Source organism: Burkholderia sp. MS455, assembly GCF_016899445.1.
Classification (GTDB): Bacteria; Pseudomonadota; Gammaproteobacteria; order Burkholderiales; family Burkholderiaceae; genus Burkholderia; species Burkholderia pyrrocinia_C.
Map to the genome: position 1 here is coordinate 1372869 of NZ_CP041778.1, position 22653 is coordinate 1395521.

General features: G+C 67.0%; 21 protein-coding genes. 13 read left to right on the forward strand and 8 right to left on the reverse strand.

The features are described 5' to 3' along the window. Positions 1-22: 22 nt before the first annotated feature. Positions 23-2206 (reverse strand): FUSC family protein, encoded by a 2184-nt coding sequence (locus FPJ27_RS10785; RefSeq protein WP_204422872.1) that lies wholly within the window; start codon positions 2204-2206, stop codon positions 23-25. Between the two features lie 201 nt (positions 2207-2407). Here FPJ27_RS10785 and FPJ27_RS10790 point away from each other — a divergent pair, with 201 nt between their 5' ends. Then, complete coding sequence (locus FPJ27_RS10790; protein WP_072436741.1) at positions 2408-3355, forward strand: LysR family transcriptional regulator; 948 nt, start codon at positions 2408-2410, stop codon at positions 3353-3355. Between the two features lie 125 nt (positions 3356-3480). Here FPJ27_RS10790 and FPJ27_RS10795 read toward each other — a convergent pair whose 3' ends face one another. Then, positions 3481-3783 (reverse strand): DUF4148 domain-containing protein, encoded by a 303-nt coding sequence (locus tag FPJ27_RS10795; RefSeq protein WP_072436742.1) that lies wholly within the window; start codon positions 3781-3783, stop codon positions 3481-3483. 216 nt (positions 3784-3999) lie between these two features. Further along, complete coding sequence (locus tag FPJ27_RS10800; RefSeq protein WP_072436743.1) at positions 4000-5142, reverse strand: porin; 1143 nt, start codon at positions 5140-5142, stop codon at positions 4000-4002. Between the two features lie 309 nt (positions 5143-5451). Between FPJ27_RS10800 and FPJ27_RS10805 the strand changes: the two genes are divergently transcribed. The 3 genes from FPJ27_RS10805 to FPJ27_RS10815 all read left to right on the forward strand — a co-directional run bounded on the left by FPJ27_RS10805 (position 5452) and on the right by FPJ27_RS10815 (position 7741). Further along, complete coding sequence (locus FPJ27_RS10805) at positions 5452-5913, forward strand: VOC family protein (protein ID WP_204422873.1); 462 nt, start codon at positions 5452-5454, stop codon at positions 5911-5913. Between the two features lie 247 nt (positions 5914-6160). Next, positions 6161-7495 carry a chloride channel protein gene (locus tag FPJ27_RS10810; RefSeq protein ID WP_204422874.1) on the forward strand — a complete coding sequence of 445 codons (1335 nt, stop codon included), beginning with the start codon at positions 6161-6163 and terminating at the stop codon, positions 7493-7495. 24 nt (positions 7496-7519) lie between these two features. Continuing rightward, entirely contained in the window at positions 7520-7741 is a 222-nt protein-coding gene (locus tag FPJ27_RS10815; RefSeq protein WP_204422875.1) for a T6SS amidase immunity protein Tai4 family protein, read from the forward strand. A 50-nt stretch (positions 7742-7791) separates the two neighbouring features. Here the strand turns inward: FPJ27_RS10815 and FPJ27_RS10820 are convergent, their stop codons facing one another. Then, complete coding sequence (locus tag FPJ27_RS10820) at positions 7792-8583, reverse strand: IclR family transcriptional regulator (protein WP_034179587.1); 792 nt, start codon at positions 8581-8583, stop codon at positions 7792-7794. Positions 8584-8742: 159 nt separating this feature from the next. Here FPJ27_RS10820 and FPJ27_RS10825 point away from each other — a divergent pair, with 159 nt between their 5' ends. The 5 genes from FPJ27_RS10825 to FPJ27_RS10845 all read left to right on the forward strand — a co-directional run bounded on the left by FPJ27_RS10825 (position 8743) and on the right by FPJ27_RS10845 (position 13133). Next, a complete protein-coding gene (locus FPJ27_RS10825) occupies positions 8743-9519 on the forward strand; it encodes an ABC transporter substrate-binding protein (RefSeq protein ID WP_105389975.1) in 777 nt (258 codons plus the stop codon). Positions 9520-9607: 88 nt separating this feature from the next. Beyond that, on the forward strand, positions 9608-10264 hold the full coding sequence (locus FPJ27_RS10830; protein WP_111018094.1) for an amino acid ABC transporter permease: 657 nt from the start codon (positions 9608-9610) through the stop codon (positions 10262-10264). Beyond that, on the forward strand, positions 10261-11016 hold the full coding sequence (locus tag FPJ27_RS10835) for an amino acid ABC transporter ATP-binding protein (protein ID WP_072436749.1): 756 nt from the start codon (positions 10261-10263) through the stop codon (positions 11014-11016). The genes FPJ27_RS10830 and FPJ27_RS10835 overlap by 4 nt, the downstream gene beginning before the upstream one ends. Further along, a complete protein-coding gene (locus tag FPJ27_RS10840) occupies positions 11013-12323 on the forward strand; it encodes an FAD-binding oxidoreductase (protein WP_204422876.1) in 1311 nt (436 codons plus the stop codon). Before FPJ27_RS10835 ends, FPJ27_RS10840 begins: the two co-directional genes overlap by 4 nt. A gap of 78 nt (positions 12324-12401) precedes the next feature. Next, entirely contained in the window at positions 12402-13133 is a 732-nt protein-coding gene (locus tag FPJ27_RS10845) for a class I SAM-dependent methyltransferase (protein ID WP_204422877.1), read from the forward strand. Positions 13134-13157: 24 nt separating this feature from the next. Here FPJ27_RS10845 and FPJ27_RS10850 read toward each other — a convergent pair whose 3' ends face one another. Then, positions 13158-14579, reverse strand: coding sequence for a cytochrome c peroxidase (locus FPJ27_RS10850; RefSeq protein WP_204422878.1), 1422 nt, complete (start codon positions 14577-14579; stop codon positions 13158-13160). Positions 14580-14672: 93 nt separating this feature from the next. After that, complete coding sequence (locus FPJ27_RS10855; RefSeq protein ID WP_204422879.1) at positions 14673-16346, reverse strand: alkaline phosphatase family protein; 1674 nt, start codon at positions 16344-16346, stop codon at positions 14673-14675. 402 nt (positions 16347-16748) lie between these two features. Between FPJ27_RS10855 and FPJ27_RS10860 the strand changes: the two genes are divergently transcribed. Then, on the forward strand, positions 16749-17606 hold the full coding sequence (locus FPJ27_RS10860; protein ID WP_204422880.1) for an EamA family transporter: 858 nt from the start codon (positions 16749-16751) through the stop codon (positions 17604-17606). Positions 17607-17785: 179 nt separating this feature from the next. Here FPJ27_RS10860 and FPJ27_RS10865 read toward each other — a convergent pair whose 3' ends face one another. Both FPJ27_RS10865 and FPJ27_RS10870 read right to left on the reverse strand, forming a co-directional pair. After that, positions 17786-18196: a hypothetical protein gene (locus FPJ27_RS10865; protein WP_239483280.1), complete on the reverse strand. Its 411-nt coding sequence runs from the start codon at positions 18194-18196 to the stop codon at positions 17786-17788. Positions 18197-18589: 393 nt separating this feature from the next. Beyond that, positions 18590-19063, reverse strand: a complete 474-nt coding sequence (locus tag FPJ27_RS10870) for an Lrp/AsnC family transcriptional regulator (protein WP_034179576.1) — start codon at positions 19061-19063, stop codon at positions 18590-18592. A 319-nt stretch (positions 19064-19382) separates the two neighbouring features. Here FPJ27_RS10870 and FPJ27_RS10875 point away from each other — a divergent pair, with 319 nt between their 5' ends. The 3 genes from FPJ27_RS10875 (at position 19383) to FPJ27_RS10885 (ending at position 22578) form a co-directional block, all read left to right on the forward strand. After that, a complete protein-coding gene (locus tag FPJ27_RS10875; protein ID WP_175959084.1) occupies positions 19383-20768 on the forward strand; it encodes an amino acid permease in 1386 nt (461 codons plus the stop codon). Between the two features lie 46 nt (positions 20769-20814). Then, entirely contained in the window at positions 20815-22017 is a 1203-nt protein-coding gene (locus FPJ27_RS10880) for an amino acid aminotransferase (RefSeq protein WP_204422881.1), read from the forward strand. 162 nt (positions 22018-22179) lie between these two features. Further along, the gene (locus FPJ27_RS10885) at positions 22180-22578 is read left to right on the forward strand and encodes a DUF488 family protein (RefSeq protein WP_072436759.1); all 399 of its coding nucleotides are present in this window, start codon (positions 22180-22182) and stop codon (positions 22576-22578) included. The last annotated feature ends 75 nt before the right edge of the window (positions 22579-22653 follow it).

Below are 22653 nucleotides of genomic sequence, written 5' to 3' on the forward strand. Positions count from 1 at the left end.
CCCGTTGCACGCGCATCGATGTTCAATGGCGGCGCCGGTTGAACGGCGCGTCCTTGTCGAGCAGCGCGCTGCGCATGAAGTGCAGGCAGCCGACGATCCGCTGCATGCGGCGTCGCTCGTCGGGCACGGCGTACCACGCTTGCAGCGTGTGCTGAGCGGCGCGGATCGCGAGATTCACCGATTTCAGCGTGCGCGCATGGTGGCCGGGCGTCGGATCGTCGAAGAAGCGCGGCAGCTCGTGCAGCACCGCGTCGATCGAACCGGTCCAGCGCAGCATCTGCGGCGGTTTCGCTTCACAGAACGCGTGCAGTTCGTCGCGCAGGTCGATCACCGCATGGCCGACCTCGAGCGTCGACAGCATCCAGCGCAGCGCGTCGCGATGCTGCCGCGTGCGTCGCACGAGCATCGTGCGCAACTGCGCCATCAGGTCGTGCGTGCTCGACTGGAAGCGCTGCGCGAGGCCGTCCGGCGCGCCTTCGCACGCAAGCGTGACCTGGCGGCGCAGATCGTGCGCGATGCGGCCCGTGAGCCAGGGCATGTGGGTGGGGAACACGACCGCGAACACGAGCGAGCACGCGAGCATCGCGACGACGACGGCCAGCCCGTTGTTGATCAGCACCTCGGGCGTATACGCGATTGCGTTGTCGGGGCCCGCGAGCAGGCAGAAGAACACCGCGAAGCCGATCCCGTAGCCGGACAGGCCCGGCCGCATCGCGAGAAACGCGCCGAGGCCGAGCACCGGCGCGAGCGTTGCGCACAGCAGCGGGAAGCCGTCGATGTTCGGATACACGTAGCACAGGAACAGGTAGCCGACGGCAGTCGCGAACGCCGCGCCGACGCCCATCTGCGCGACGAACTTCGGTGCGCGCGGCGACGTCGAGCTGAGCGCGCACGCGATCGCGGTGGCGATCACCGCGAGCGAGCCGCTCGGCCACTCCGACGCGATCCAGAACGCGCTCATCGCACCGACGGCGATGACCGTGCGCAGGAACGCGAAGCCGACGAAGAACGAATTGGTCTTCACCGCGTAATGCGTGACGGAGCGCTCGAATGCGTGATCGTCCTGGTCGAGCGATGCGTAGGTATCGGCGTAGCCGAGATACTCGCCGATGAAGCGGTACAGCAGCTCGATCGCGGTATCGAAATCGAGCAGGCCGCCGGCCGCGTGTTCCTCGATGGTCCGCCGCGACGCGCGCGCGGCCTTCGGCAACGCGCCATGGAAGCGGCGCAGTTCGAGCAGCGCGCCGGTGGCCGGTGCGATGCCGTGCTGCCGCTCGTCGCGCAATGCGGCGAACCGCTGCGCGAGCGCGTCGACGTGCGGCGCGAGCGCGTCGAGCACCGCGTCGGAGCCGTTCGCGCGCAGGCGCTTGACGAGCTGGTGCAGCGCATGCAGCCGCGTGCATGCGTTCATGAACTCGCTGTTCAGCCGTGCGAGCCGCCGGCTGCGTGCGCGAATGTGCGGATCCTCGAACGACGCGAATGCGCGGTTCGCTTCGAAGCCGACGATGTCGTCGACGAAATCGGCGAAGCGCCGTTCGAAATCGCCGCGTGCGACGTCGCCCGCGAGCGCGCCGGCCGTGAACGCCGCGAACGTCGTGTGGCGCGTGTTCAGCGAGCGCATCAGCGCCTTCGCGGAACTGAGCGGCAGGATCAACGCGCTGACCGCGCCCGAGCATGCGATGCCGAGCGCGACTTCCGCGGCGCGCGTGAGCGCGGACTGGAACAGCGTCTGCGGCGTCATCACCGCCGGCAGGCCGATCAGCGCGGCCGTGTAGCCGGCGAGCACGAAGCCGTACCAGCGGAAGTGGCGGTTGCGCACCGCCAGCGCGATGCAGCCGCCGATCCACAGCGTGATGCCGGCCATGTACAGTTCGGGCTGCTGCGCGAACAGCCCGCCGAGCGCGAGCGCGGCGACGAGGCCGGCCGCCGTGCCGAGCATGCGGTAGAAACTCTTCGCGAACACCATCCCCGACAGCGGCTGCATCAGCACGAACACGGTCGTCATCGCCGTGCGCGGCTGCGACATCTCGAGACGCATCGCGATGCCCATCGCAAGGAGGGCTGCGAACACGGTCTTCGCGAGGTGCAGCCAGATCAGCCCGTCGCTGACGGCCCAGTCGCGTGCCGCGTCGCCGAGCGGATCGAGCCATGATCGCCATCGTGCCGGTTCGATGGAAGGTCGCTCGATCGCAGGTTGTGGCTTCATGAAAAGAGGGGGCCCGTGCGGGGCCCGGCGAAGTGCCGCGGCCCGTCGAAACGGGTCCGTTCGACTGGTGAGGCGCCGATTGTAGGAGTGCGGCGCCCGCGCATTAACGCAGCTATGGGGAAACGATAGTTGCAGCCGGAGTAACAATCTGTCGCATTCAGTGGAGGAAAATAGCGCCTCCGCTACAGGTTGCTCACAGGAATGGATACCCTACAAAACATGCGGGTGTTTTCGCGCGTCGTCGAGACCGGCAGCTTCACGGCCGCCGCACAATCGCTGAATTCGACGACGGGCGCGATGTCGCGCGCGGTGTCGGAGCTCGAGGCGCGCCTGCGCACCCGTCTGATGAATCGCTCGACGCGCCGCCTCGCGCTGACGTCGGCCGGCGAAAGCTATCTGCGGCGCTGCCGCCAGATCCTCGCCGACGTCGACCGCGCGGAAGAAGAGGCGAGCTGCGCGCACGAACGGCCGGCCGGCGTGCTGCGCATGCACAGCTTCGCGAGTGTCGGCCATCACTATGTATTGCCCGCGCTGACGCGCTATCACGCGCAGTTCCCGGGCGTGTCGATCGAACTGTCGCTGTCGCAGCGCATGCCCGACCTGTTCGACGGCACGAGCGACATGGCCGTCGTGACCGCGTCGTCGCTGCCCGATTCGGAACTCGTGTCGCATCTGCTCGGTTCGACGTTCAGCATTCTGTGCGCGTCGCCCGACTATGTGAAACGGCACGGCGTGCCGGCCCGTCCGCAGGATCTCGCCGCACATGCGTGCCTGACGCTGTGTACGCCCGCGTTCCCGACGCACGAATGGGTGCTCGAAGGGCCCGAAGGCGTCGAGCAGATCCACGTTGCCGGGCCGGTGCAGACCAATACGGCCGAATCGCTCGCACTCGCGATCCGCGACGGCATCGGGGTCGGCATGCTGCCGCTGTACTCGGCGATCGACGCACTGCGCGACGGCACGCTCGTGCGCGTGCTGCCCGCGCATATCCTGCAGAAGATGAACGTGTATGCGCTGTATCCGTCGCGCCGCTTCGTCGACGCGAAGGTGCGGACCTGGGTCGAGATGCTGCGCGCGCAGGTGCCGGGGATGATCGCGCGCGACGTCGAGATGCTGAATGCGATCGACCGCGAACCGCAGGCGGCCTGAGCGCCGGGCGTGCAGCGGGAGGTCGATACGTTGCGTGGGCCGGTGATCAGGCTTCTTCATGCAGACGCAACATGCGCGCCGCCCGCAGCACACGATTCATGCGGGCGGCGCGCTTCATCACATCGTCACAGCGCGGGTTTCGCCGCCGTGCCCGATTCGGTTGCCGGCTCGCCGGCCGGGCCGTATGCGGCCTGCGCAGCCTTCCGTTGCGCGAGACGCTTCGCCTGCAGTCGTTCCTGTGCCGCCATGATGTCTTCCGGATAGTTGCCGGCTTCACCGCGCGCGGGGTTGTAGCCGACCGACTCGAGATCGACCAGTTCCTGCAGCACCTGCGCGCGCGTGACGGGCGACTTCGCCGACTGGGCGAACGACAGGGCCGGCGCGGCAAGCAGGACGGCAGCGGCGGCGGTAACGACGAGCGATTTCACGAGGTTCTCCTGGGTGAGGGGTAGACGTTCGGTTCGACGCGCGATGCGCGCTCCGGACCTTCGATACGAGTCTACGCAGCGCTTGTGCGCGCAAAAACCCCGATTCCAGGCAGGCTGCCTTCCAGACGAAACAACATTGGCGCGCGTCGCCCGCAGCGAACGAACCCGCGTGCGAACGCGGGTTCGTTGCCGGCGGGCGACGTTGCGTCACACCGGTCAGAACCGCGTGCGCATGCCGATCGCGCCGACGATCTGGTTCGGCGTGCTCGACGCGCCGCCCGAACCGTTGATGAACGCCTGGTAGCCGCGTCCCGACGCATGCTGGTACATCGCTTCCGCATACAGGTCGGTGCGGCGCGACAGCTTGTACACGGCCTGCAGGTCGACCTGGTGCCACTTCGGATCGGTACCGTGCTTGCTGTCCGGGTTCGACACGCTGGCGTCCGTGTACACGTAAGCCGCACCGAGGCTGACCGCCGGCGTCACCGCATAACGCACGTTCACGTCGTAGTTGTTGAACGCGACCTGGCCGCTGGAGCCGAACGAGCCAGTGTTGTCGTACTGCGAGCGTGTATAGACGAAGCCGACGGTCGCCGGGCCGAACACGTAGCTGACGCCGCCGCCGTACGAGCGCATGCGGTCCGAGCCGATCGACCAGCCGCCCTGGTTCACGCTCTTCGCCTCGGCAGAATCGGTCGCGCCGGGGCTGGCGCTCGTCGAGCCCTTCGTGCCGTTCATCTGCAGGTACGCGCCGGCCAGCTTCAACGGGCCGTTCGTGTAGCTCGCCGCGACGCTGTACGCGCGGTTCGCGCTGAAGTTCGTCGAGTTGGAGAACGCGTACATCGCGCCGACCTTGAAGCCCGCGACCGTATCGCTCGTGTACTTGACCGCGTTGTTGATACGCAGCGAGTGGTTCAGGTTGTCGTTGTCGAACGGATGCGCGAAGCCCGCATCGCCGAAGTCGCCGGCCGTCGCGGACAGCGGCGCGACGAAGTCGACCATCGTGTCGTACTGGCGGCCGAGCGTCAGCGTGCCGTAGCCGTTACCGCTCAGGCCGACATACGCGTGGCGGCCGAACAGCTTGCCGTCCTGGCCGAGCGCGCCGTTGTTCGCGTTGAAGCCGTTCTCCAGCACGAACAGCGCCTTCACGCCGCCGCCGAGATCCTCGGTGCCGCGCAGGCCGAAGCGGCTGCCGTTGATCGTGCCGGTGGTCAGGCGCCACAGCGATGCGCCGCCGGCGTTGTTGGTATAGGCGATGCCGGCGTCGATCAGGCCGTACAGCGTGACCGAGCTTTGCGCGTGGGCGAGCGGGGCGAACAGCGCGGCCGCGCAAGCGCCGGCGATGAGGGTTTTTTTCATGGTGAAGCTCCTGCGTGTGGGACTGGAAACGAAAGTTCGGCGCAAGTATAGGAATGCACGGCGCGCGCAAGGCCGCCGGCGCGGCGAGCGCACCTTTCCGGATCCGGCAAAAGTCCTTCACAAAACTGACACGACGCGCCGAGCGCACCCGAGGCCGGCCGTTTTTGCGCGATGGCCTGCACGCGGCATTCGCCCGGCGCGACCCGGCTGTCGCGCCGTTGCAACATGCGCGGGACGCGGCACGGCGGTTGATCCGCACGGCCGACGCGCGGAGAATGAGCCGCTCGTGCCCACGACCGGAGACACACGATGCCCCAGCCCGACCGCCATCCGCCGATCAGCGCCGCCGTGTACTACCGCGATCCGGGCGTCGCGCTCGAATGGCTGCAGCACGCGTTCGGCTTCGCATGCGGCATCGTCGTCCGTACGCCCGAAGGCGAGGTCACGCATGCGGAGCTCACGCATCGCGGCGGCGTCGTGATGATCGGCGGACACTGGGCCGATTTCGTTGCGATCCCTCAAGAGATCGGCGGCAGGAACACGCAAAGCGTGCACGTGCAGCTTGCCGACGGCCTCGACGCGCATTGCGAACACGCGCGGCAGGCCGGCGCGGAAATCCTGCAGGAACCGGCCGACCAGTTCTATGGCGACCGCACCTATCGCGCGCGCGATCCGGAACAGCACGTATGGACGTTCGGCCAGCACGTGCGCGACGTGACGCCCGAGCAGGCGGCCGCCGAAACCGGCCTGACGTTCGAAGGCTGGTCCTGATGCGCGGCGCGTGCGCGCATCGATGCTTTTCATCCATAGATTCGGCGTGAACCGGAGCGCATCGCTTATCCGGATCGACCGGGTTGATGCGGAACGCGGTTGCAAGTTGCTCGCGCTATATATTCATGAAATGCATGAGTCGATTCGAAAAATACGTTTGTCGCATGAGACGCGCGAGCCTACGATGCGGTCCTGATGACGGCGCGCATGTTGCGCGCCGTCCTTTCGATCCCCGTTCGCCGACCTCATGCGCCTCGATCTCCCGTCCGCTCCCGCATCCGCTTCCCCGCCCGCCAGCCCGTTCGCGCGCGTGGCCGTCGTCACGATCCTGACCGGCGTCGGTGCGGGCTTCGGCGGCATGCTGATCGCGTTGCTGCTGCATGCGATCCAGCACGTTGCGTACGGTTACAGCATCGCGCACGTGATCGGCACCGAGAGCTTCCTCACCGGCGTGACCGGTGCCGATCCGCTGCGCCGGCTTGCGGTGCTGATCGTCTGTGGGATCGTCGCCGGCGGCGGCTGGTGGGCGCTTTACCGGTACGGCCGGCCGCTCGTCAGCATTCGCCGCGCGGTGCGTGCGGCCGATCCGCGGATGCCGTTCGTCAGCACGACGATCCACGCGCTGCTGCAGATCGTCACCGTCGCGCTCGGTTCGCCGCTCGGCCGCGAAGTCGCGCCGCGCGAGATCGGTTCGCTGCTCGCCGGGCAGCTCGCGCATCGCGCGGGGCTCACGCCCGGCGACTGCCGGCTGATGGTCGCGTGCGGCGCGGGCGCGGGCCTCGCGGCCGTCTACAACGTGCCGCTCGGCGGCGCGATCTTCGTGCTCGAAGTGCTGCTCGGCACGTTCGAACTGCGTGCGCTGATCGTCGCGGTCGTGACGTCGGCGATCGCGGCGGCCGTCGCGTGGATCGGCCTCGGCAACGAACACCAGTACACGGTGCCGCCGTTCGTACTGAGCGCGCCGCTCGTCGCATGGTCGATCGTCTGTGGACCGCTGTTCGGCTTCGCCGCGTACGGCTTCGTGCGGCTCACGACCGGAGCGCGGGCGAACGCGCCGAAAGACGGGCGGCTGCCCGTGCTTGCGCTGGTCAATTTCGCGGTGATCGGCGTGCTTGCGATGCGGTTTCCGCAACTGCTCGGCAACGGCAAGGGGCCGGCGTCGCTCGGCTTCGACGGCACGCTGACGATCGGACTCGCGGCGACGCTGCTCGTGCTGAAGGTGCTGATCGAGGCGGGCAGCCTGCGGGCCGGCGCCGAGGGTGGCCTGCTGACGCCGGGCGTCGCGAACGGCGCGCTGCTCGGCGTCGTGCTCGGCGGGCTGTGGAGTCTCGTCTGGCCGGGCGCATCGATCGGCGGGTATGCGCTGATCGGCGCGACCGCGTTTCTCGCCGCGTCGATGCAGATGCCGATCACGGCGGTCGTGCTGCTGCTCGAATTCACGCGCGCGAATCACGACAGCCTCGTGCCGATGCTGCTTGCGGTGGCCGAAGCGCTTGTTGCGTACCGGTTTGCGCAAAGGCAGGCCGAGCGGCGGGCGAACGCGATTGCGATGGTGGGCGAACACTCGGCAGCGACGCGCTAACTCAGCAACGAGGCGCGCGAGACGTTGGGCGGCCGGTCGCTGACGCTCGACGCGCTGGTGGCGAAGTATCGCGCGCGCGATTACCGGAATCCGGTCGTCGAAGTGGAAGTGAAGGGCGTGAAATTCGACTTCCTGAAGTGCGCCGACCTGTATCACGGCAAGGAACTGGACGCCGCGGCGAAGAAACACGTCTTGAGCCCGAACAGCACCTATCGGACAGGGAACCCGCGGAAACCGCAGGAGTGATCGAACGCCGCTGCGCAATGCAGCGGCGTACCGTTTCCATATCGCGCTCCCTATTCAAGCGTCCTGATCGAATTGCTGATGCCGCGCGCACAGTCGATCACGGCCGGCGCGAGCTTGCGGCGCGCGTCGTCGAACGTCCAGCGGCTCGTCGGCGCGACCACATGCACGGCCGCGACGGGCTGCCCCTGGCTGCCGAGCACGGGCGCCGCGATCGACATGTCGCCGATGAACAGTTCTTCCTGATTGGTGGCGTAGCCTTCGTGCCGCGCGCTGTCGAGCAGCGCGACGAGTGCGTCGAGCGCCGTGACCGTGCGCGGCGTATGCGGCGTGCGTGCCATGCCGTCGAGCCGCGCGCGCGCATCGTCGGGCGGCAGCGCGCTCAGGAACGCGCGGCCGCTGCCGGTGCAGTACATCGGGATGCGGCTGCCGATCGGCATGTGGATCGGCACGAACTTCGTCGACACGAAACGCGCGACGTACACCATCTCGTCCTCGTCCGGTTCGGTGAGGTTGGTGGTTTCGCCGGTCAGGTTCGTGAGCTCGGACAGGAACGGATTCGCGACGTCGATCAGCGTATCGGCCGCGAGGTAGTTGAAGCCGATCCGCATCACGTGCGGCGTGAGCTGGTAACGCCGCGTGACCGGATGCTTGCGGATATAGCCGAGCTTCTCGAGCGTATAGACCATCCGCTGCGCCGAACTCTTCGTCATCCCCGCCGCGTCGGCCACTTCCGCAAGCGTCATCGTGCGCCGCTTCGCGCTGAACGCGCGCAGCACGTTCAGCCCTTTCTCCAGCGACTGGTTGAACAGCAGGTCGTTCGACTGATCGGGCAAAGTTTCCATGAGCAGGGGCTTGATCGATTCGATATCGAATCATATCGTATCGAATATCGATACCCAAAAATCTATTTGCGATATTTTTGATTCGTTTTAAGATCGGGTCATCGTCGCAACGTCGATCGGCGACTGGCGGCGCACCGGATTATTCGAGAAGGGGACACCATGGTTTCGTTCATCAAGCAGTTCGGCGCACTGGCCGCCGGTTTCGCCACCTGTATCGCAATCTCCGCGGCATCGGCGGGCGCCGTCGCGGCCGAGCCGACGCTGAAGGTCGGCGCGACGGCCACCGGCGTTCCGTTCACGTTTCTCGACGTCAAGAGCAATTCGATCCAGGGAATGATGGTCGACGCGATCACCGCGGCCGGGAAATCGGCCGGTTTTCGCGTCGACGTGCAGCAGACCGTGTTCTCGGCGCTCATTCCGTCGCTCACCACGCAGAAGATCGACATCATCTCGGCCGCGATGCTGAAGACGCCGGCGCGCCAGCAGGTCGTCGATTTCTCCGACACGGTCTATTCGTTTGGCGAAGGCCTGATCGTGAAGGCGGACGACCCGGGCCGCTATACGTCGATGGACGATTTCAAGGGGCAGGTGGTCGGCGCGCAGGTCGGCACGGCGTTCGTCGATGCGCTCAACAAGAAGGGCATCTTCAAGGAAGTCCGGACCTACGATTCGATCGCCGACATCATGCGCGACGTCGCGCTCGGGCGCATCAAGGCCGGCTTCGCCGACCAGCCGATCGTCGCGTACCAGATCGAGCACGGCGTCAACCGCCAGGTGCGGCTCGTGCCCGAATACCAGAGCGTCGTGAAGGGGCAGGTCTGCTTCATCGTGCGCAAGGGCGATACCGCGACGCTCGAGCAGCTCAACGGCGCGATCCGCAAGATGAAGGGCGACGGCACGCTGCAGCAGATCCTGCAGAAGTGGCACATGAGCTGAGCGCCGGCCCCCGGTTCCACGCCGGTATCGCCCGCGTCTCGCGGGCACCCGCTGCGGCGGCCCGCTCGGCTGTCGCATAGGAGACCTCATGTTTTTTCAGAATGCGATCGATTTCCTGCCGATCCTGTTGAAGGGGGCGGTGGTCACGATCGAGATCACGGCATGCGCGTTCGTGCTCAGCTCGGTGCTCGGGCTGGTCCTCGCGCTGCTGAAGGTGTCGCGCAACCGCGCCGTGTCGACGGCCGGCAGCACGATCGTCAACGTGATCCGCGGGCTGCCGATCATCGTGCAGCTGTTCTACATGTACTTCGTGCTGCCCGATCTCGGCGTGCAGCTGTCGGCGTTCCAGGCCGGCGTGCTCGGCCTGGGCATCGCGTACTCGGCCTACCAGGCGGAAAACTTCCGCGCCGGCATCGAGGCGATCGACCGCGGCCAGATCGAGGCCGCACACGCGATCGGCATGCGCGGGCCGATGATCATGCGGCGCGTGGTGCTGCCGCAGGCGTTCCGCATCGCGCTGCCGCCGTACGGCAACACGCTCGTGATGCTGCTGAAGGATTCATCGGTCGCGTCGACGATCACGGTCGCGGAGATCACGCGGGCCGGCCAGTTGATCGCGTCGTCGACGTTCCAGAACATGAGCGTCTATACGCTCGTCGCGCTGCTGTATCTCGCGCTCGGCCTGCCGCTGATGTTCGGCGTGAACCGGCTCGGCAAGCGGCTCGCGCTGAGGAGAGGCGCATGATCCGGATCGATTCGATACACAAGCGCTTCCAGCAGCACGCCGTGCTGAAGGGCGTGAGTCTCGACGTGCGGCAGGGCGAAGTCGTGTGCCTGATCGGGCCGTCCGGCTCGGGCAAATCGACCGTGCTGCGCTGTATCAACGGCTTCGAGACCTACGACGAAGGCTCGATCACGATCGACGGCGTGAAGGTCGATGCGCATTCGAAGCGTATCCACGAACTGCGGATGCGGGTTGGCATGGTGTTCCAGCGCTTCAACCTGTTCTCGCACCGCACGGCGCTCGAGAACGTGATGGAAGGCCCCGTGCATGTACGGCGGGTGCCGGCCGCGCAGGCGCGCGAGCAGGCCCGCGCGCTGCTCGACAAGGTCGGGCTCGCGCATCGGATGAATGCATACCCGTCCGAGCTGTCGGGCGGCCAGCAGCAGCGCGTCGCGATCGCACGCGCGCTGGCGATGGAGCCGCAGGCGATCCTGTTCGACGAGCCGACGTCGGCGCTCGACCCCGAACTCGTCGGCGAAGTGCTCGGCGTGATGCGCGGGCTCGCGCGCGACGGAATGACCATGGTGGTCGTCACGCACGAGATGGGGTTCGCGCGAGAGGTGGCCGATCGCGTGTGCTTCCTGCACGACGGCACCATCTGCGAAAGCGGGCCCGCGCGCGACGTGCTCACGCAGCCGACGCATCCCCGCACGCAGGAATTCCTGCGTCGCCTGCTGGCGTCGGACGGCGCCGCCAACCCGGATCGACCATGAGCGAAAGGAAATCGGCACCCGCATGGCCCGACTCACAGTGGCCGGATTCGCTGTGGGCGGCGACCGCCGCGCCGGCGCCTGACACCCCCGCGCTCGATGCGTCCGCGTCGTGCGACGTGGCGATCGTCGGCGCCGGCTTCACGGGTCTGTCGACCGCGCTCCACCTGGCCGAACGCGGCGCCAACGTGCGCGTGATCGACGGCGCGCAGCCGGGCTGGGGGGCGTCGGGCCGCAACGGCGGGCAAGTGATCCCCGGGCTGAAATACGACCCCGACGAACTGATCCGCCGGTTCGGCGACGAGGCCGGCGAGCAGCTTGCCGGCGTTGTCGGCGGCGCGGCCGACACGGTGTTCGACCTGATCGCGCGGCACGCGATCGATTGCGATGCGCGTCGCCACGGCTGGATCCAGCCGGCGCCGACTGTCGCGATGCTCGATACGGTCGCGCGCCGCGCGCAGCAGTGGGCCGCGCGCGGCGCGCCGGTCGAAGTACTCGGCCGCGACGACGTCGCGCGGCGGCTCGGCACGCACGCGTACGCGGGCGGCTGGATCGATCGCCGCGCAGGCAGCGTGCAGCCGCTCAGCTATACGCGCGGCCTCGTGCGCGCTGCGCAGGCGAGCGGGGCGGTCGTGCACGGGCTGACGCGCGCCGTCGGGCTGACGCGTGCCGACGGCCGTTGGCGGATCGCGACGGCCGGCGGTGCGACGCTGTCGGCGGATCGCGTCGTGATCGCGACCAACGGCTACACGGACGGGCTGTGGCCCGGCTTGCGCCAGTCGGTGATCGCCGCGAACAGTTTCATCGTCGCGACGCAGCCGCTCGCGCCGGATCTCGGTCGCGACATTCTCGCCGGCGGCGAGGTCGCATCGGATGCGCGGCGCCTGCTGCTGTATTTCCGCCGCGACTCGGCCGGCCGCCTGCTGATGGGCGGCCGCGGCCCGTTCGCGGAGCCGCGCGCGACGAGCGACTGGCGCCATCTCGAGCGCGCGACGACGCTGCTGTATCCGCAACTGAAGGGTGTCCGGTTCGAATACCGCTGGGCGGGGCGCGTCGCGATCACCGCGGATTTCGTGCCGCACGTGCACGAGCCCGCGCCGGGCGTGACGATCGCGCTCGGCTACAACGGCCGCGGTATCGCGATGGCGACGACGCTCGGCAAGCATCTGGCCGCGCACCTGTCGGGCGATGCGCAACTGCCGCTGCCGTTCCGGGCCATGCCGATCCGGCCGATTCCGTTTCACGGGTTGCAGCGCTTCTACATCGCGGCCGGAGTGGCCTGGTATCGGCTGCTCGACAGCCTTTCCTGACGGGGCGCGGGCGCGGGTCGCCATGCGTCGTCCGATCGGGCAGAATCGACACTCCCAGTTTCCGCCGACGGATGCCGCATGACCGACTCGATCGATTCCCCCGGCCGCCGCGCGTACGCGAGCTTCGCGCAACGCTATGCGGACATCGCGCCGACCAAGGCGCACAACGCGCTCTACGAGCGTCCGGCGACGATGGCGCTGCTCGGCGACGTCGACGGCCTGACGGTGCTCGACGCCGGCTGCGGGCCCGGCATCTGCAGCGAGCACCTCGCGCGCCACGGCGCGACCGTGCACGCATTCGACGTGACGCCGGAGATGGTTGCGCTTGCCCGCACGCGTTGCGCGGGTCTTGCGGTCGAGGTGACGGAAGGCGATCTGTCGGTGCCGCTTGACTGGCTGCCCGACGGCCGTTTCGACAAGGTGCTGTGTTCGCTGGCGTTCGATTACGTGCGCGACCTCGAAGCGCCGCTACGCGAATTCTGGCGCGTCGCGCGGCCGGGAGCGACGCTCGTGTTCTCGATGGCGCATCCGATGCGCGACTGGAGGGACGAACGCACGCGCGGCGAGGGCACGTATTTCGACACGTCCCGGTTCGGCTTTCACTGGTCGGGCTTCGGCGAACCGAAGCCGTATGTCGAAGCCTGGCGGCGGCCGCTCGCCGACATCCTGAACGCGGTAGCCGACAGCGGCTGGCGGCTCGACCGGTTCGTCGAACCCAAGCCGCTGCCGGATATGAAGGCTGTGTCCGAACGACTCCATGCGGAGCTGTCGCTGGCGCCGGCCTTCCTTTGCATCCGCGCGCGCCGCTGACGCGGCGCGGCGATCAACCGGCGCTCAATGTTTCACCGGCTCGTCGTTCAGCGTGCCGAGAAACGCTTCGATATCCTGGATATCCTGCGCCGTCATCGCGGGCGTGTCGCCCGGCTTGCGATCGAACGGTGCATCGGTCACATCGACGTTCGCGCGATACTTCGGCGGGATGTCGTCGTACTGGTCGATCTTGCCGTCCGCGCCGCGCGAATAGAACTTCTGCGGCGAGATGCTGCGCTCGTTGTAGAACGCCATCACCTGGTCGAGCGTGTGGAACACGCCGTTGTGGAAGAACACATGGCGCGTCGCCGAGTTGCGCAGCGTCGGCGTGAGGAACATCCCGCAATACTGCGTCTGGTCCTTCAGGTCGTCACGGAACGGCCCGCACACGCCGAGATCGTAGAACGCCGCGTTGCGGTTCTGCGCAAGCTGCTGGTTGCGCGGCGCGCCGAGCGCCTCGTACTGGTAGTCGGTAAACATCGGCGGCAGCCCGTCCTTGCCGGGCTTCGACAGGTGGCAGCCTGCGCAATTCGCCTTGTCCGGATCGTTGAACAGGCGCAGCCCGCGCAGTTCGGCCTGCGACAGGCGCGCACGGCCCTCGAGCCAGCGGTCGTACTTGCTGTTGTACGGATGGAACGACGGATCCTCGACCTGATACCGCGCGATCGCGAACATCGCCTCCGACACCGCGAGCTGCGGGCTGTCGAACACGCGCACCCCGAACAGTTGCTCGAACTGCGCGCGGTGCGACGACTGCGCGAGCTTGTGCGCGACGTCGTCGATGCTCGCGTTCGCCATCTCGACCGGATTCAGCAGCGGGCCGAACGCCTGCTGCTGCAGCGTATCGGCGCGGCCGTCCCAGAACATCCCGCCCTGCGGCACGAGCTGCGGCGCGGCCGACGTGCCGGCCACCTTCTGCGCCTTGACGACGCCGGCCGCCGCCGCGGCCTGCTGCGCGACACTCGGCGCGGCGTCGTTTTCACCGGCATCGGGGCCGATGCTGAAGTTCGGCTGGCGGTACAGATACATCAGCGACGGCGGCGGGCGATACCCGTGCTGCGTCATCGCGAGGCCGCCCGGCTGCACGTCGAGCGCGTTCGGCGGGCCGTACGCATGATCGGGGCTGTGGCACGACGCGCACGACTGCTTGCCCGACGCGGACAGCGACGGATCGACGAACAGCGCCCGCCCGAGCTGCGCGACCGCCGACAGCGGCTGCGCGGCGGGCCGCTGCAGCGCGACCGGATGCGGATTCGCGCCCGTCCAGTCGGCGACGACGGTGCCGATCGCCGCGGGCACCCGCGCGGGGAACGCGATCGCGAACACGCCATAGCCGAGCACGGCCGCGCCGAGCACGAACGCCGCACGGCGCAGCAGGCGGGAGGGGGAACGCGGCGCGGGGGGGCCGGAGGCGTCGGGAGACGGGAACGCGGGGCGAGCTGTCATGCTGTCGGTCGGAAATCGGGCGCCGCGCGAAGCGGCGCGTTAAATGGAAACGGCCGGCGCGTGATGCGCCGGCCTGCGGTCAACGGAAGCCGATCAGATCGACGGTGCCGCGCTCAATGCCGTACCGAGCGTCGGGTCGAGGTACAGCGGCGTCGTGTTCGGCTTCGACGTGAAGTCGAACAACCCGCGCAGGTCGCCCGCCGTCGCATCGAACGAGCCGCCGCCGATGCGCTGGCCGCCGAGCCAGTTGTCCTCGATGAAGCGCACGACCGATGCCTGGTCGATCATCGTGTGGTCGACGTAGTTCTGCTTCGCGTACGGCGAGATCACGATCAGCGGAATGCGCACGCCCGGGCCGCAGCGGCCGTTCACGGTGCCGCCGTTCACGCCGGTGGTGCCGCCCGTGCCGCACTTGCCGTTGCCGTTGACCTGGTCGACGGCGTCGGACGACGAACGGGTCGGCGCCGCGTACACGTGGTCGTACCAGCCGTCCGAGTCGTCATAGGTGACGATCACGGCCGTGTTCTGCCAGTCCGGCTGCTGCTGCAGGAAGTTGACGACCTTCGTCACGAACGCCTGCTCGTCGAGCGGATCCGAGTAGCCCGCGTGCGCATCCTGCGCGGCCGGCGCCTTCAGGAAGCTGACCGACGGGAAGTTGCCGGCCTTCACCGCGGCGAAGAAATCGTCGCTGTCGTACTGGTGGTTCGCGGGTTCCGCCGTCTTGCCGTCGGTCTGGACGCTCGAACCGATCGCCGCGATCGAGCTCGGGCGCGTGTGCTGCGGATTCGACGTCGACGCGTAGTACTGGAACCAGTTGTGGTGCGGGATGTAGTCGGCCGTCGCCGCGTTCACGGCGGTGGCGACCGTGCTGCGGCTGCAGCCAGTCGTGCCGTTGCCGTTGGTCGTCGACAGGTTGAAGCCGCCCATGAAGCCGCCCCACGTGATCTTCGCGCCGTTCAGCAGATCGCCGATGTTCTTGCCCGTCATCATCGCCTGGTCGGTCGTGCTCGAGCACACGTCGAAGCCGGGGTCGACGTCGTTGATCATCGTGAAGCCGCCCTGGCCGTCGTTGATGTAGTACGAGGTGGCTGCGAGCGTCGACGGCTGCTTCGACGTCTTGACGATCTGCATCCCGTTGGTCTGCCCCGACACGACGTTCAGCGCGCCCGGTGTCGACGGGCCGTAGACCGTCGTGTATGCGTTGTCGCTCATCGCGAAGCGCTGCGCGTAGTTCCACAGCGCGGTCACGGTGTTGCCGTCGAAGTAGCCCATCACCTGGCCCTTCGTGCCGAACGCGCCGGCGCCGCCGGACGAGCCCTTGCCGGTGTATTTCGGGAACAGGTCGGCGAGGCCGTTGTCCTCGGCCAGTTGTTCGGCCGTGTACGCGTGGTTCTGGTCGGCGGTCGCGGCCTGCGTGCGGTCGAGGCGGAACGGGTTCGCCGCGTCGGTGCCGTTGGCCGTGTTCGTGAAGTTCGGGTTCGCGGTGAGCAGCGTGTCCGTCAGGCCGTTGGGCGTCGGCGTGCCGGGCTTCGCGGTGAACGCCGGTTCGCCCGACGGGTTCGCCGCGTTCGGGTAGGTGCCGAAGTAGTGGTCGAACGAGATGTTTTCACCGTAGATCACGACGACGTGCTTGATCGGCGTGGCGGTCTGCAGCGCATCTTGCGACGACACCGCGGGCGTCGACGTCGGATCGTCGCTGCCGCCGCAGGCGAACAGCGCAAGCGCCGCGGCTGCGCAGGCGGTGACGAGCAAGGCTTGACGGAACATCGGGAAACTCCAGGTAAGGCCTTCGATGGTGGAGAGCGGCCCCGTCGCCGTGTCGGTTCGGCGCGGAGCTCGCGAGAGAGCACGCGCATTGGAACAGTCGCGTATGAAGATATGGGGACGGAGCGGTTTCGCGACGGTTGCGCTGCGGTATCGATTCCATTACGGCGCAACGCGGTGCGAAAGAGAACGGAAAGGGGCAGACCGCGCGCAACCACGAAGACACATTTCGCGGCGCGCGGGGCCGTTGCCGTGAATGCCGCGCGAGGCGGGCGAGAGGGTGCCGCCGGCCGGTTCGCGCGTAATGCCGTGGTTACCGCGTTTTTGACAATCGTGTGACGTATTCATACGATGAACGCCCTGAGGCGACGATTTCATGTTGCCGACCGTTACCGAGAATTCAGCATGCCGATCCCCGTTCTGTTTGCTGTCCTGTGTGCGGCGTTCCTGCATGCGTCATGGAATGCACTCGTGCGCAGCAGCGGCGACCGGCTGCGGTCGGCCACGGTGCTGCAAATCGCGATCGGGCTGTTCGCGCTGCTGTTCCTGCCTGCCGCCGCGCCGATCACGCCCATGGGCTGGCTCTGTGTCGTCGCATCGGCCGTGATCCATGTGGTCTATACGTTGCTGCTGGTGCGCGCCTACGAGCACGGCGACCTGACCGTCGCATACCCGGTTGCGCGCGGCACCGCGCCACTGCTCGTCACGCTCGGCGCGGCGGCGTTCGCGGGCGAGCACCTGAACGCCGGCGCGCAGGGCGGGCTCGTGCTGATCTGCGCGGGCATCATGGCGATCGGGCTGGAGGGCGGGCGTGGCGCGAAGCACCGGATGACGCAGGTGCTGCCGACCGCGTTCGCGACCGGCGTGTCGATCGCGGCCTATAGCGTGGTCGACGGGATCGGCGTGCGGGAAAGCGGCAGCACGGTCGGCTATACCGCGTGGATGTTCGTATTGACGGGCATGATGATGGCCGCGTACTACCGGCTGCGCGCGGGGCCGCTGCGGCTGACGCAGGATGTCGGCGAGACGGCGAAGGCTGCGTGCGGCGGCGTATTCGCGGCGCTCGCGTACGGCATCGTGATCTGGGCGATGGAACGCGCGCCGATGGGGCCGGTGTCGGCGCTGCGCGAAACGAGCGTGGTGTTCGCGGCGCTGATCGCACGCGTGTATCTCGGCGAGCGGCTGACGCCGCGCCGTGCTGCGGGATGTGCGGTGATTGCGGCGGGGGCGCTGCTGATCAGTGCGCTCGAGGCGGTGCGGTGAAGGCGTCCCAGGATGCGCAATGCGTATATGGCCGGGTGCTGATTTTCAGAACCGAAATCCGAAAGCTGACGTGTACGCTTAATCGTTGCTGACGCAACAAATTAAACCGTATTTGGAGAGAACCGTGGAGGGGGGCGAAGCGGCGCACAAACTCCATCGGGCCGCTTCGATAGGCCGATTTAGCCGAAAAGACCTAGCGCGGGGAGCGCGTAGGTCGCAAGATGAAAGAGAACAACAAATAGCGTAGCTGCAATGAACGTGATACCCCACTTGCGCGACGACCAACGTCGGTAAGCGAAGGCATTGAGTGCGGCAAAGACGACCGAAGGCCACAAGGTCAGAGCGAACAGGCCGACGATGAATACCGCGTGTGGAGCGCAGTGTTCCATGTCGTTGCAGCCGGTCGAATGCGACGGCGGAGCAGGCCAATGAATACGGCTGAACAAAGGGACGCCCATGTGATGAGCAAACCCCATAGGAACCCCGGAACTGCAACCGACAGTCGTTTCATTTAACTTCCCAGAAAAGGATTTCTTTCGAGTCGGCCAGATCTGAATACCAATTCCCGCGTCGACCCCGAAGGTAATCAAGTGGGTTAATCATGCTCGGCACGCCTATGCGAAACCTCCAGAACGAAGCATCGAATATCGTTGACGTGACGGCAATGACGAATCCGCCGGTAGTTGTTGAGTCACTGTCTCTTGCTGCTGTTCTGCGCATCGTCGTTTCCTTTTGCGTTAAGGAATCGAAGACAGTCATTGATAAGGGGGAAATTGTCTATGGGACTAATTCGAATTTGCGTGTGATTCATTCGACGGTTTGTATGCGTTAACACATCGTCGATGTGACGTGAGGCAAGCAACAACGCGCTCGAGTTGCTGATGATCGCGAATTCCATGTCGAAATCGACCGCCACGTGGCGGCAACGCCGCCGTCGATCTCGCCGACGCCCATCTGCGAATGACCGGCAGGCGCGCCGGCTGTCACGCTTCAACCGGCATCGCGCTCGTGCACTTGATCTCGTCGAGGCACACGCTCGAATGCACGCCGCTCACGCCGGGAATCCGCATCAGCGTTTCGAGCAGGAACTGCGACAGCCCCTTCAGGTCGTGCGCGACGACCTTCAGCACATAGTCGATGTCGCCCGTGACCGAGAAACACTCCTGGATCTGCGCGAGATCGGATACCAGTTTCTGGAACTTCGACAGGTCGCGGATATGCCCGCGCTCCATCGTCACATGCACGAACGCGGTGACGCCGAAGCCGAGCGTGTCGGGGCAGAGCCGGGTTTCGTAGCGGCGGATCGCGCCGATCTCTTCCAGCCGCCGGTGGCGCCGCAATGTCTGCGCGGGTGACAGGCCGACGGCCTTCGCCAGATCGAGGTTCGACGCACGGCCGTTCTCCTGCAGGATCGAAAGCAAGTGGCGATCGATGCGGTCGAGAACCGGTTCAGGCATTTTTATTTCCTCATTTGTCTCCTGGATGCAATCTTATCTCATAATGTAGGGTTTGCATGAACGGGTTACGAAACCCGATTTCGCCGTCGCGACGCTAAACTGACGCCGGATTTTCGTGTGTGGCCGCAGCAATGCGGCGTGGGCGACAAGTCGGCGGCCGGTCTGGCGGGCACGCCGACGCGAATCGGGCGCCGCCACGCGAAGATTGCAGTCCCCAACCCGGCGGCTCCACGAACGCCGCCGGCACAGCGAAAACAGCGCCCGGCACACCGAGGCGCGCCGCACCGCTTCAGGCGGAGGCGGACAGAGTGGAGAAGACATGGTTTCTGGAAACGAGAGCGACGGCCTGAAGCGCGGGCTGAAGAACCGGCACATCCAGCTGATTGCGCTCGGCGGCGCGCTGGGCACGGGGCTGTTCCTCGGCATCGCGCAGACGATCAAGATGGCCGGCCCGTCCGTGCTGCTCGGCTATGCGGTGGCCGGCATCGTTGCGTTCTTCATCATGCGCCAGCTCGGCGAGATGGTCGTCGACGAGCCCGTCGCAGGTTCGTTCAGCTACTTCGCCAACAAGTATTTCGGCCACTTCACGGGCTTCCTGTCGGGCTGGAACTACTGGGTGCTGTACATCCTCGTCAGCATGGCCGAACTGTCGGCCGTCGGGATCTACGTGCAGTACTGGTGGCCGGGCGTGCCGACCTGGGTGTCGGCGCTCGTGTTCTTCGTCGTCATCAACCTGATCAACCTGACCAGCGTGAAGTCGTACGGCGAGACGGAATTCTGGTTCTCGATCATCAAGGTCGCGGCGATCGTCGGGATGATCGGCTTCGGCGGCTGGCTGCTCGCCAGCGGCAATGCCGGGCCGGAGGCCAGCGTCAGGAACCTGTGGCAGCACGGCGGCTTCTTCCCGAACGGCGTGTCGGGCCTCGTGATGTCGATGGCCGCGATCATGTTCTCGTTCGGCGGGCTCGAACTCGTCGGCATCACGGCGGCCGAGGCCGACGATCCGAAGCACAGCATCCCTCGCGCGACCAACCAGGTCATCTACCGCATCCTGATTTTCTACATCGGCGCGCTTGCCGTGCTGCTGTCGCTGTATCCGTGGGAGAAGGTCGTCAGCGGCGGCAGCCCGTTCGTGCTGATCTTCCACGCGCTGAGCAGCAACCTGGTCGCGAACGTGCTGAACGTCGTCGTGCTGACGGCCGCGCTGTCGGTCTACAACAGCGGCGTGTACTGCAACAGCCGGATGCTGTTCGGCCTCGCGCAGCAGGGCAATGCGCCGAAGGTGCTGTGCTCGGTGAACAAGCGCGGCATTCCGCTCGCCGCGCTCGGCGCGTCGGCGCTCGCCACCGGCGCGTGCGTGCTGGTCAACTACTTCATGCCGGGCAAGGCGTTCGAGGTGCTGATGGGCCTCGTCGTGTCGGCGCTGATCATCAACTGGGCGATGATCAGCCTGATCCACCTGAAGTTCCGCCAGGCCAAGCGCGCAGCCGGGGAGAAGACTTCCTTCCGCAGTCTGGGCTATCCTTTCACGAATTACCTGTGCCTGGCATTCATGGCCGGCATTCTCGTCGTGATGTACCTGACGCCCGATCTCCGCCTGTCGGTATACCTGATCCCGGTATGGCTCGCGGTGCTCGCGATCGGGTATCGCTTCCGTCAGAAGGATGCAGGCTATGCGGTGCGCGACGGCGCGTCCGCAGGCTGACGCAGGCCACCACCGACGATTCTTCCAAACGAGACCGACTCAAGCCATGTTCGAACACATCGACGCGTACCCGGGCGACCCGATCCTGACGCTCAACGAGAACTTCCAGAAAGATCCGCGCGACCAGAAGGTCAACCTGAGCATCGGCATCTACTTCGATGCCGAGGGCCGGATTCCGGTGATGGGTGCCGTGCGCGAAGCCGAAACCGCGCTGCAGCGCGAGAGCGGCCCGAAGCCGTACCTGCCGATGGTCGGCCTGCCTGCGTATCGCGACGCCGTGCAGGCGCTCGTGTTCGGCGCCGATCACCCGGCCCGCGCGGCCGGCCGCATCGCGACCCTGCAGACGCTCGGCGGCTCGGGCGCGCTGAAGGTGGGTGCCGATTTCCTGAAGCGCTACTTCCCGGACGCGCAGGTGTGGCTCAGCGATCCGAGCTGGGAAAACCACCGCTTCATCTTCGAGCGCGCCGGCTTCACGGTGAACACGTACCCGTACTACGACGAGGCGACCGGCGGCCTGAAGTTCGACGCGATGCTCGCGGCGATCGACGCGCTGCCGGCGCGCAGCATCGTGCTGCTGCACGCGTGCTGCCATAACCCGACCGGCGTCGACCTCGACGAAGGTCAGTGGGAAAAGCTGATCGACGTGATCGAGGCGCGCGGCCTGCTGCCGTTCGTCGACATGGCATACCAGGGCTTCGGCGCGGGCCTCGATGCGGATGCGTTCGCGGTGCGCGAGCTGGCCCGCCGCGGCGTGCCGGCGCTGGTCGCGAACTCGTTCTCGAAGAACTTCTCGCTGTACGGCGAGCGCGTGGGCGGCCTGAGCGTCGTCTGCGAGGATGCGGCCGCGGCCGAGCGCGTGCTCGGCCAGTTGGCCGGCGCCGTGCGCTCGAACTACAGCAACCCGCAAACCTACGGCGCGAAGGTCGTCGCGGCCGTGCTCGGCACGCCGGCGCTGCGCAAGCAGTGGGAAGAAGAGTTGTCCGCGATGTGCCGCCGCATCGCGCGGATGCGCCAGTCGATCCACGACGGCCTGCGCGACCACGTCAGCGGCGAAGCGCTCACGCGCTACGTGAAGCAGCGCGGGATGTTCACGTACACGGGCCTGACCGAGTCGCAGGTCGACGCGCTGCGCGAAGTGCACGGCGTGTACATCCTGCGTTCCGGCCGGATGTGCGTGGCGGGCCTGAACGACTCGAACGTCGGCATCGTTGCCGACGCAATCGGCAAGGTGCTGAAGAGCGGCGTCTGATCGTCGCGCGCCCGGCGCGCAACGCTGCCGGCCGAACCGGCTGTCTCCCGTCGCGGAGGCAGCCGGTTTTTTGTTGCGCGGCCGCGATGCGTGCTGCCCGGCTTACGCGCGCCCAGGCGCGGCGGTACGATCACGGAATCGGACACAGGACAGAGGAGCGACATGGGCATCCGGATCATCCAGCTCGGCACGCCGCGCGCGGCCGGCGAGGGCCTGCGGATCGGGACGGTGCGGCGGCCGCCGCGCGGCGTTCCGAAGGCGGAATTCGCGTCGCGCAACTACTATGATGTATGGTTGCCGACGCTGTCGCCGAGCCCCGAGCTCGTCGCGCAGGCGCAGGCGGCCGAAACGGACGCCGAATGGAACGCGTTCAAGCGCCACTTCCGCGCGGAGATGGCGCATGGCGATCCGGCAAAGGTGCTGGACCTGCTGGCGGCGCTGTCGGCGACCACCGCGTTCTCGATTGGCTGTTACTGCGACGACGAGCGCCATTGCCACCGCAGCGTGCTGCGCGAGCTGCTCGCGGAGCGCGGCGCGGCGATCGAGCCCGATGCGGGCTGAAGCGGGCTGAATCGGACTGACGCGGCGGCACGATACCGCACTGCGATCGTGCGGTGCAGCGAACCGGTTGACGTG

Excerpts from the sequence above, each read along its gene's own strand:
- FPJ27_RS10870 (WP_034179576.1), bottom strand. The coding sequence starts at position 19,063 with ATGCCTGAACCGGTTCTCGACCGCATCGATCGCCACTTGCTTTCGATC.
- FPJ27_RS10810 (WP_204422874.1), top strand. The coding sequence starts at position 6,161 with ATGCGCCTCGATCTCCCGTCCGCTCCCGCATCCGCTTCCCCGCCCGCC.
- FPJ27_RS10855 (WP_204422879.1), bottom strand. The coding sequence starts at position 16,346 with ATGTTCCGTCAAGCCTTGCTCGTCACCGCCTGCGCAGCCGCGGCGCTT.
- FPJ27_RS10790 (WP_072436741.1), top strand. The coding sequence starts at position 2,408 with ATGGATACCCTACAAAACATGCGGGTGTTTTCGCGCGTCGTCGAGACC.
- FPJ27_RS10880 (WP_204422881.1), top strand. The coding sequence starts at position 20,815 with ATGTTCGAACACATCGACGCGTACCCGGGCGACCCGATCCTGACGCTC.
- FPJ27_RS10885 (WP_072436759.1), top strand. The coding sequence starts at position 22,180 with ATGGGCATCCGGATCATCCAGCTCGGCACGCCGCGCGCGGCCGGCGAG.
- FPJ27_RS10850 (WP_204422878.1), bottom strand. The coding sequence starts at position 14,579 with ATGACAGCTCGCCCCGCGTTCCCGTCTCCCGACGCCTCCGGCCCCCCC.
- FPJ27_RS10785 (WP_204422872.1), bottom strand. The coding sequence starts at position 2,206 with ATGAAGCCACAACCTGCGATCGAGCGACCTTCCATCGAACCGGCACGA.
- FPJ27_RS10830 (WP_111018094.1), top strand. The coding sequence starts at position 9,608 with ATGTTTTTTCAGAATGCGATCGATTTCCTGCCGATCCTGTTGAAGGGG.
- FPJ27_RS10840 (WP_204422876.1), top strand. The coding sequence starts at position 11,013 with ATGAGCGAAAGGAAATCGGCACCCGCATGGCCCGACTCACAGTGGCCG.
- FPJ27_RS10825 (WP_105389975.1), top strand. The coding sequence starts at position 8,743 with ATGGTTTCGTTCATCAAGCAGTTCGGCGCACTGGCCGCCGGTTTCGCC.
- FPJ27_RS10820 (WP_034179587.1), bottom strand. The coding sequence starts at position 8,583 with ATGGAAACTTTGCCCGATCAGTCGAACGACCTGCTGTTCAACCAGTCG.
- FPJ27_RS10800 (WP_072436743.1), bottom strand. The coding sequence starts at position 5,142 with ATGAAAAAAACCCTCATCGCCGGCGCTTGCGCGGCCGCGCTGTTCGCC.
- FPJ27_RS10805 (WP_204422873.1), top strand. The coding sequence starts at position 5,452 with ATGCCCCAGCCCGACCGCCATCCGCCGATCAGCGCCGCCGTGTACTAC.
- FPJ27_RS10875 (WP_175959084.1), top strand. The coding sequence starts at position 19,383 with ATGGTTTCTGGAAACGAGAGCGACGGCCTGAAGCGCGGGCTGAAGAAC.
- FPJ27_RS10835 (WP_072436749.1), top strand. The coding sequence starts at position 10,261 with ATGATCCGGATCGATTCGATACACAAGCGCTTCCAGCAGCACGCCGTG.
- FPJ27_RS10845 (WP_204422877.1), top strand. The coding sequence starts at position 12,402 with ATGACCGACTCGATCGATTCCCCCGGCCGCCGCGCGTACGCGAGCTTC.
- FPJ27_RS10860 (WP_204422880.1), top strand. The coding sequence starts at position 16,749 with ATGCCGATCCCCGTTCTGTTTGCTGTCCTGTGTGCGGCGTTCCTGCAT.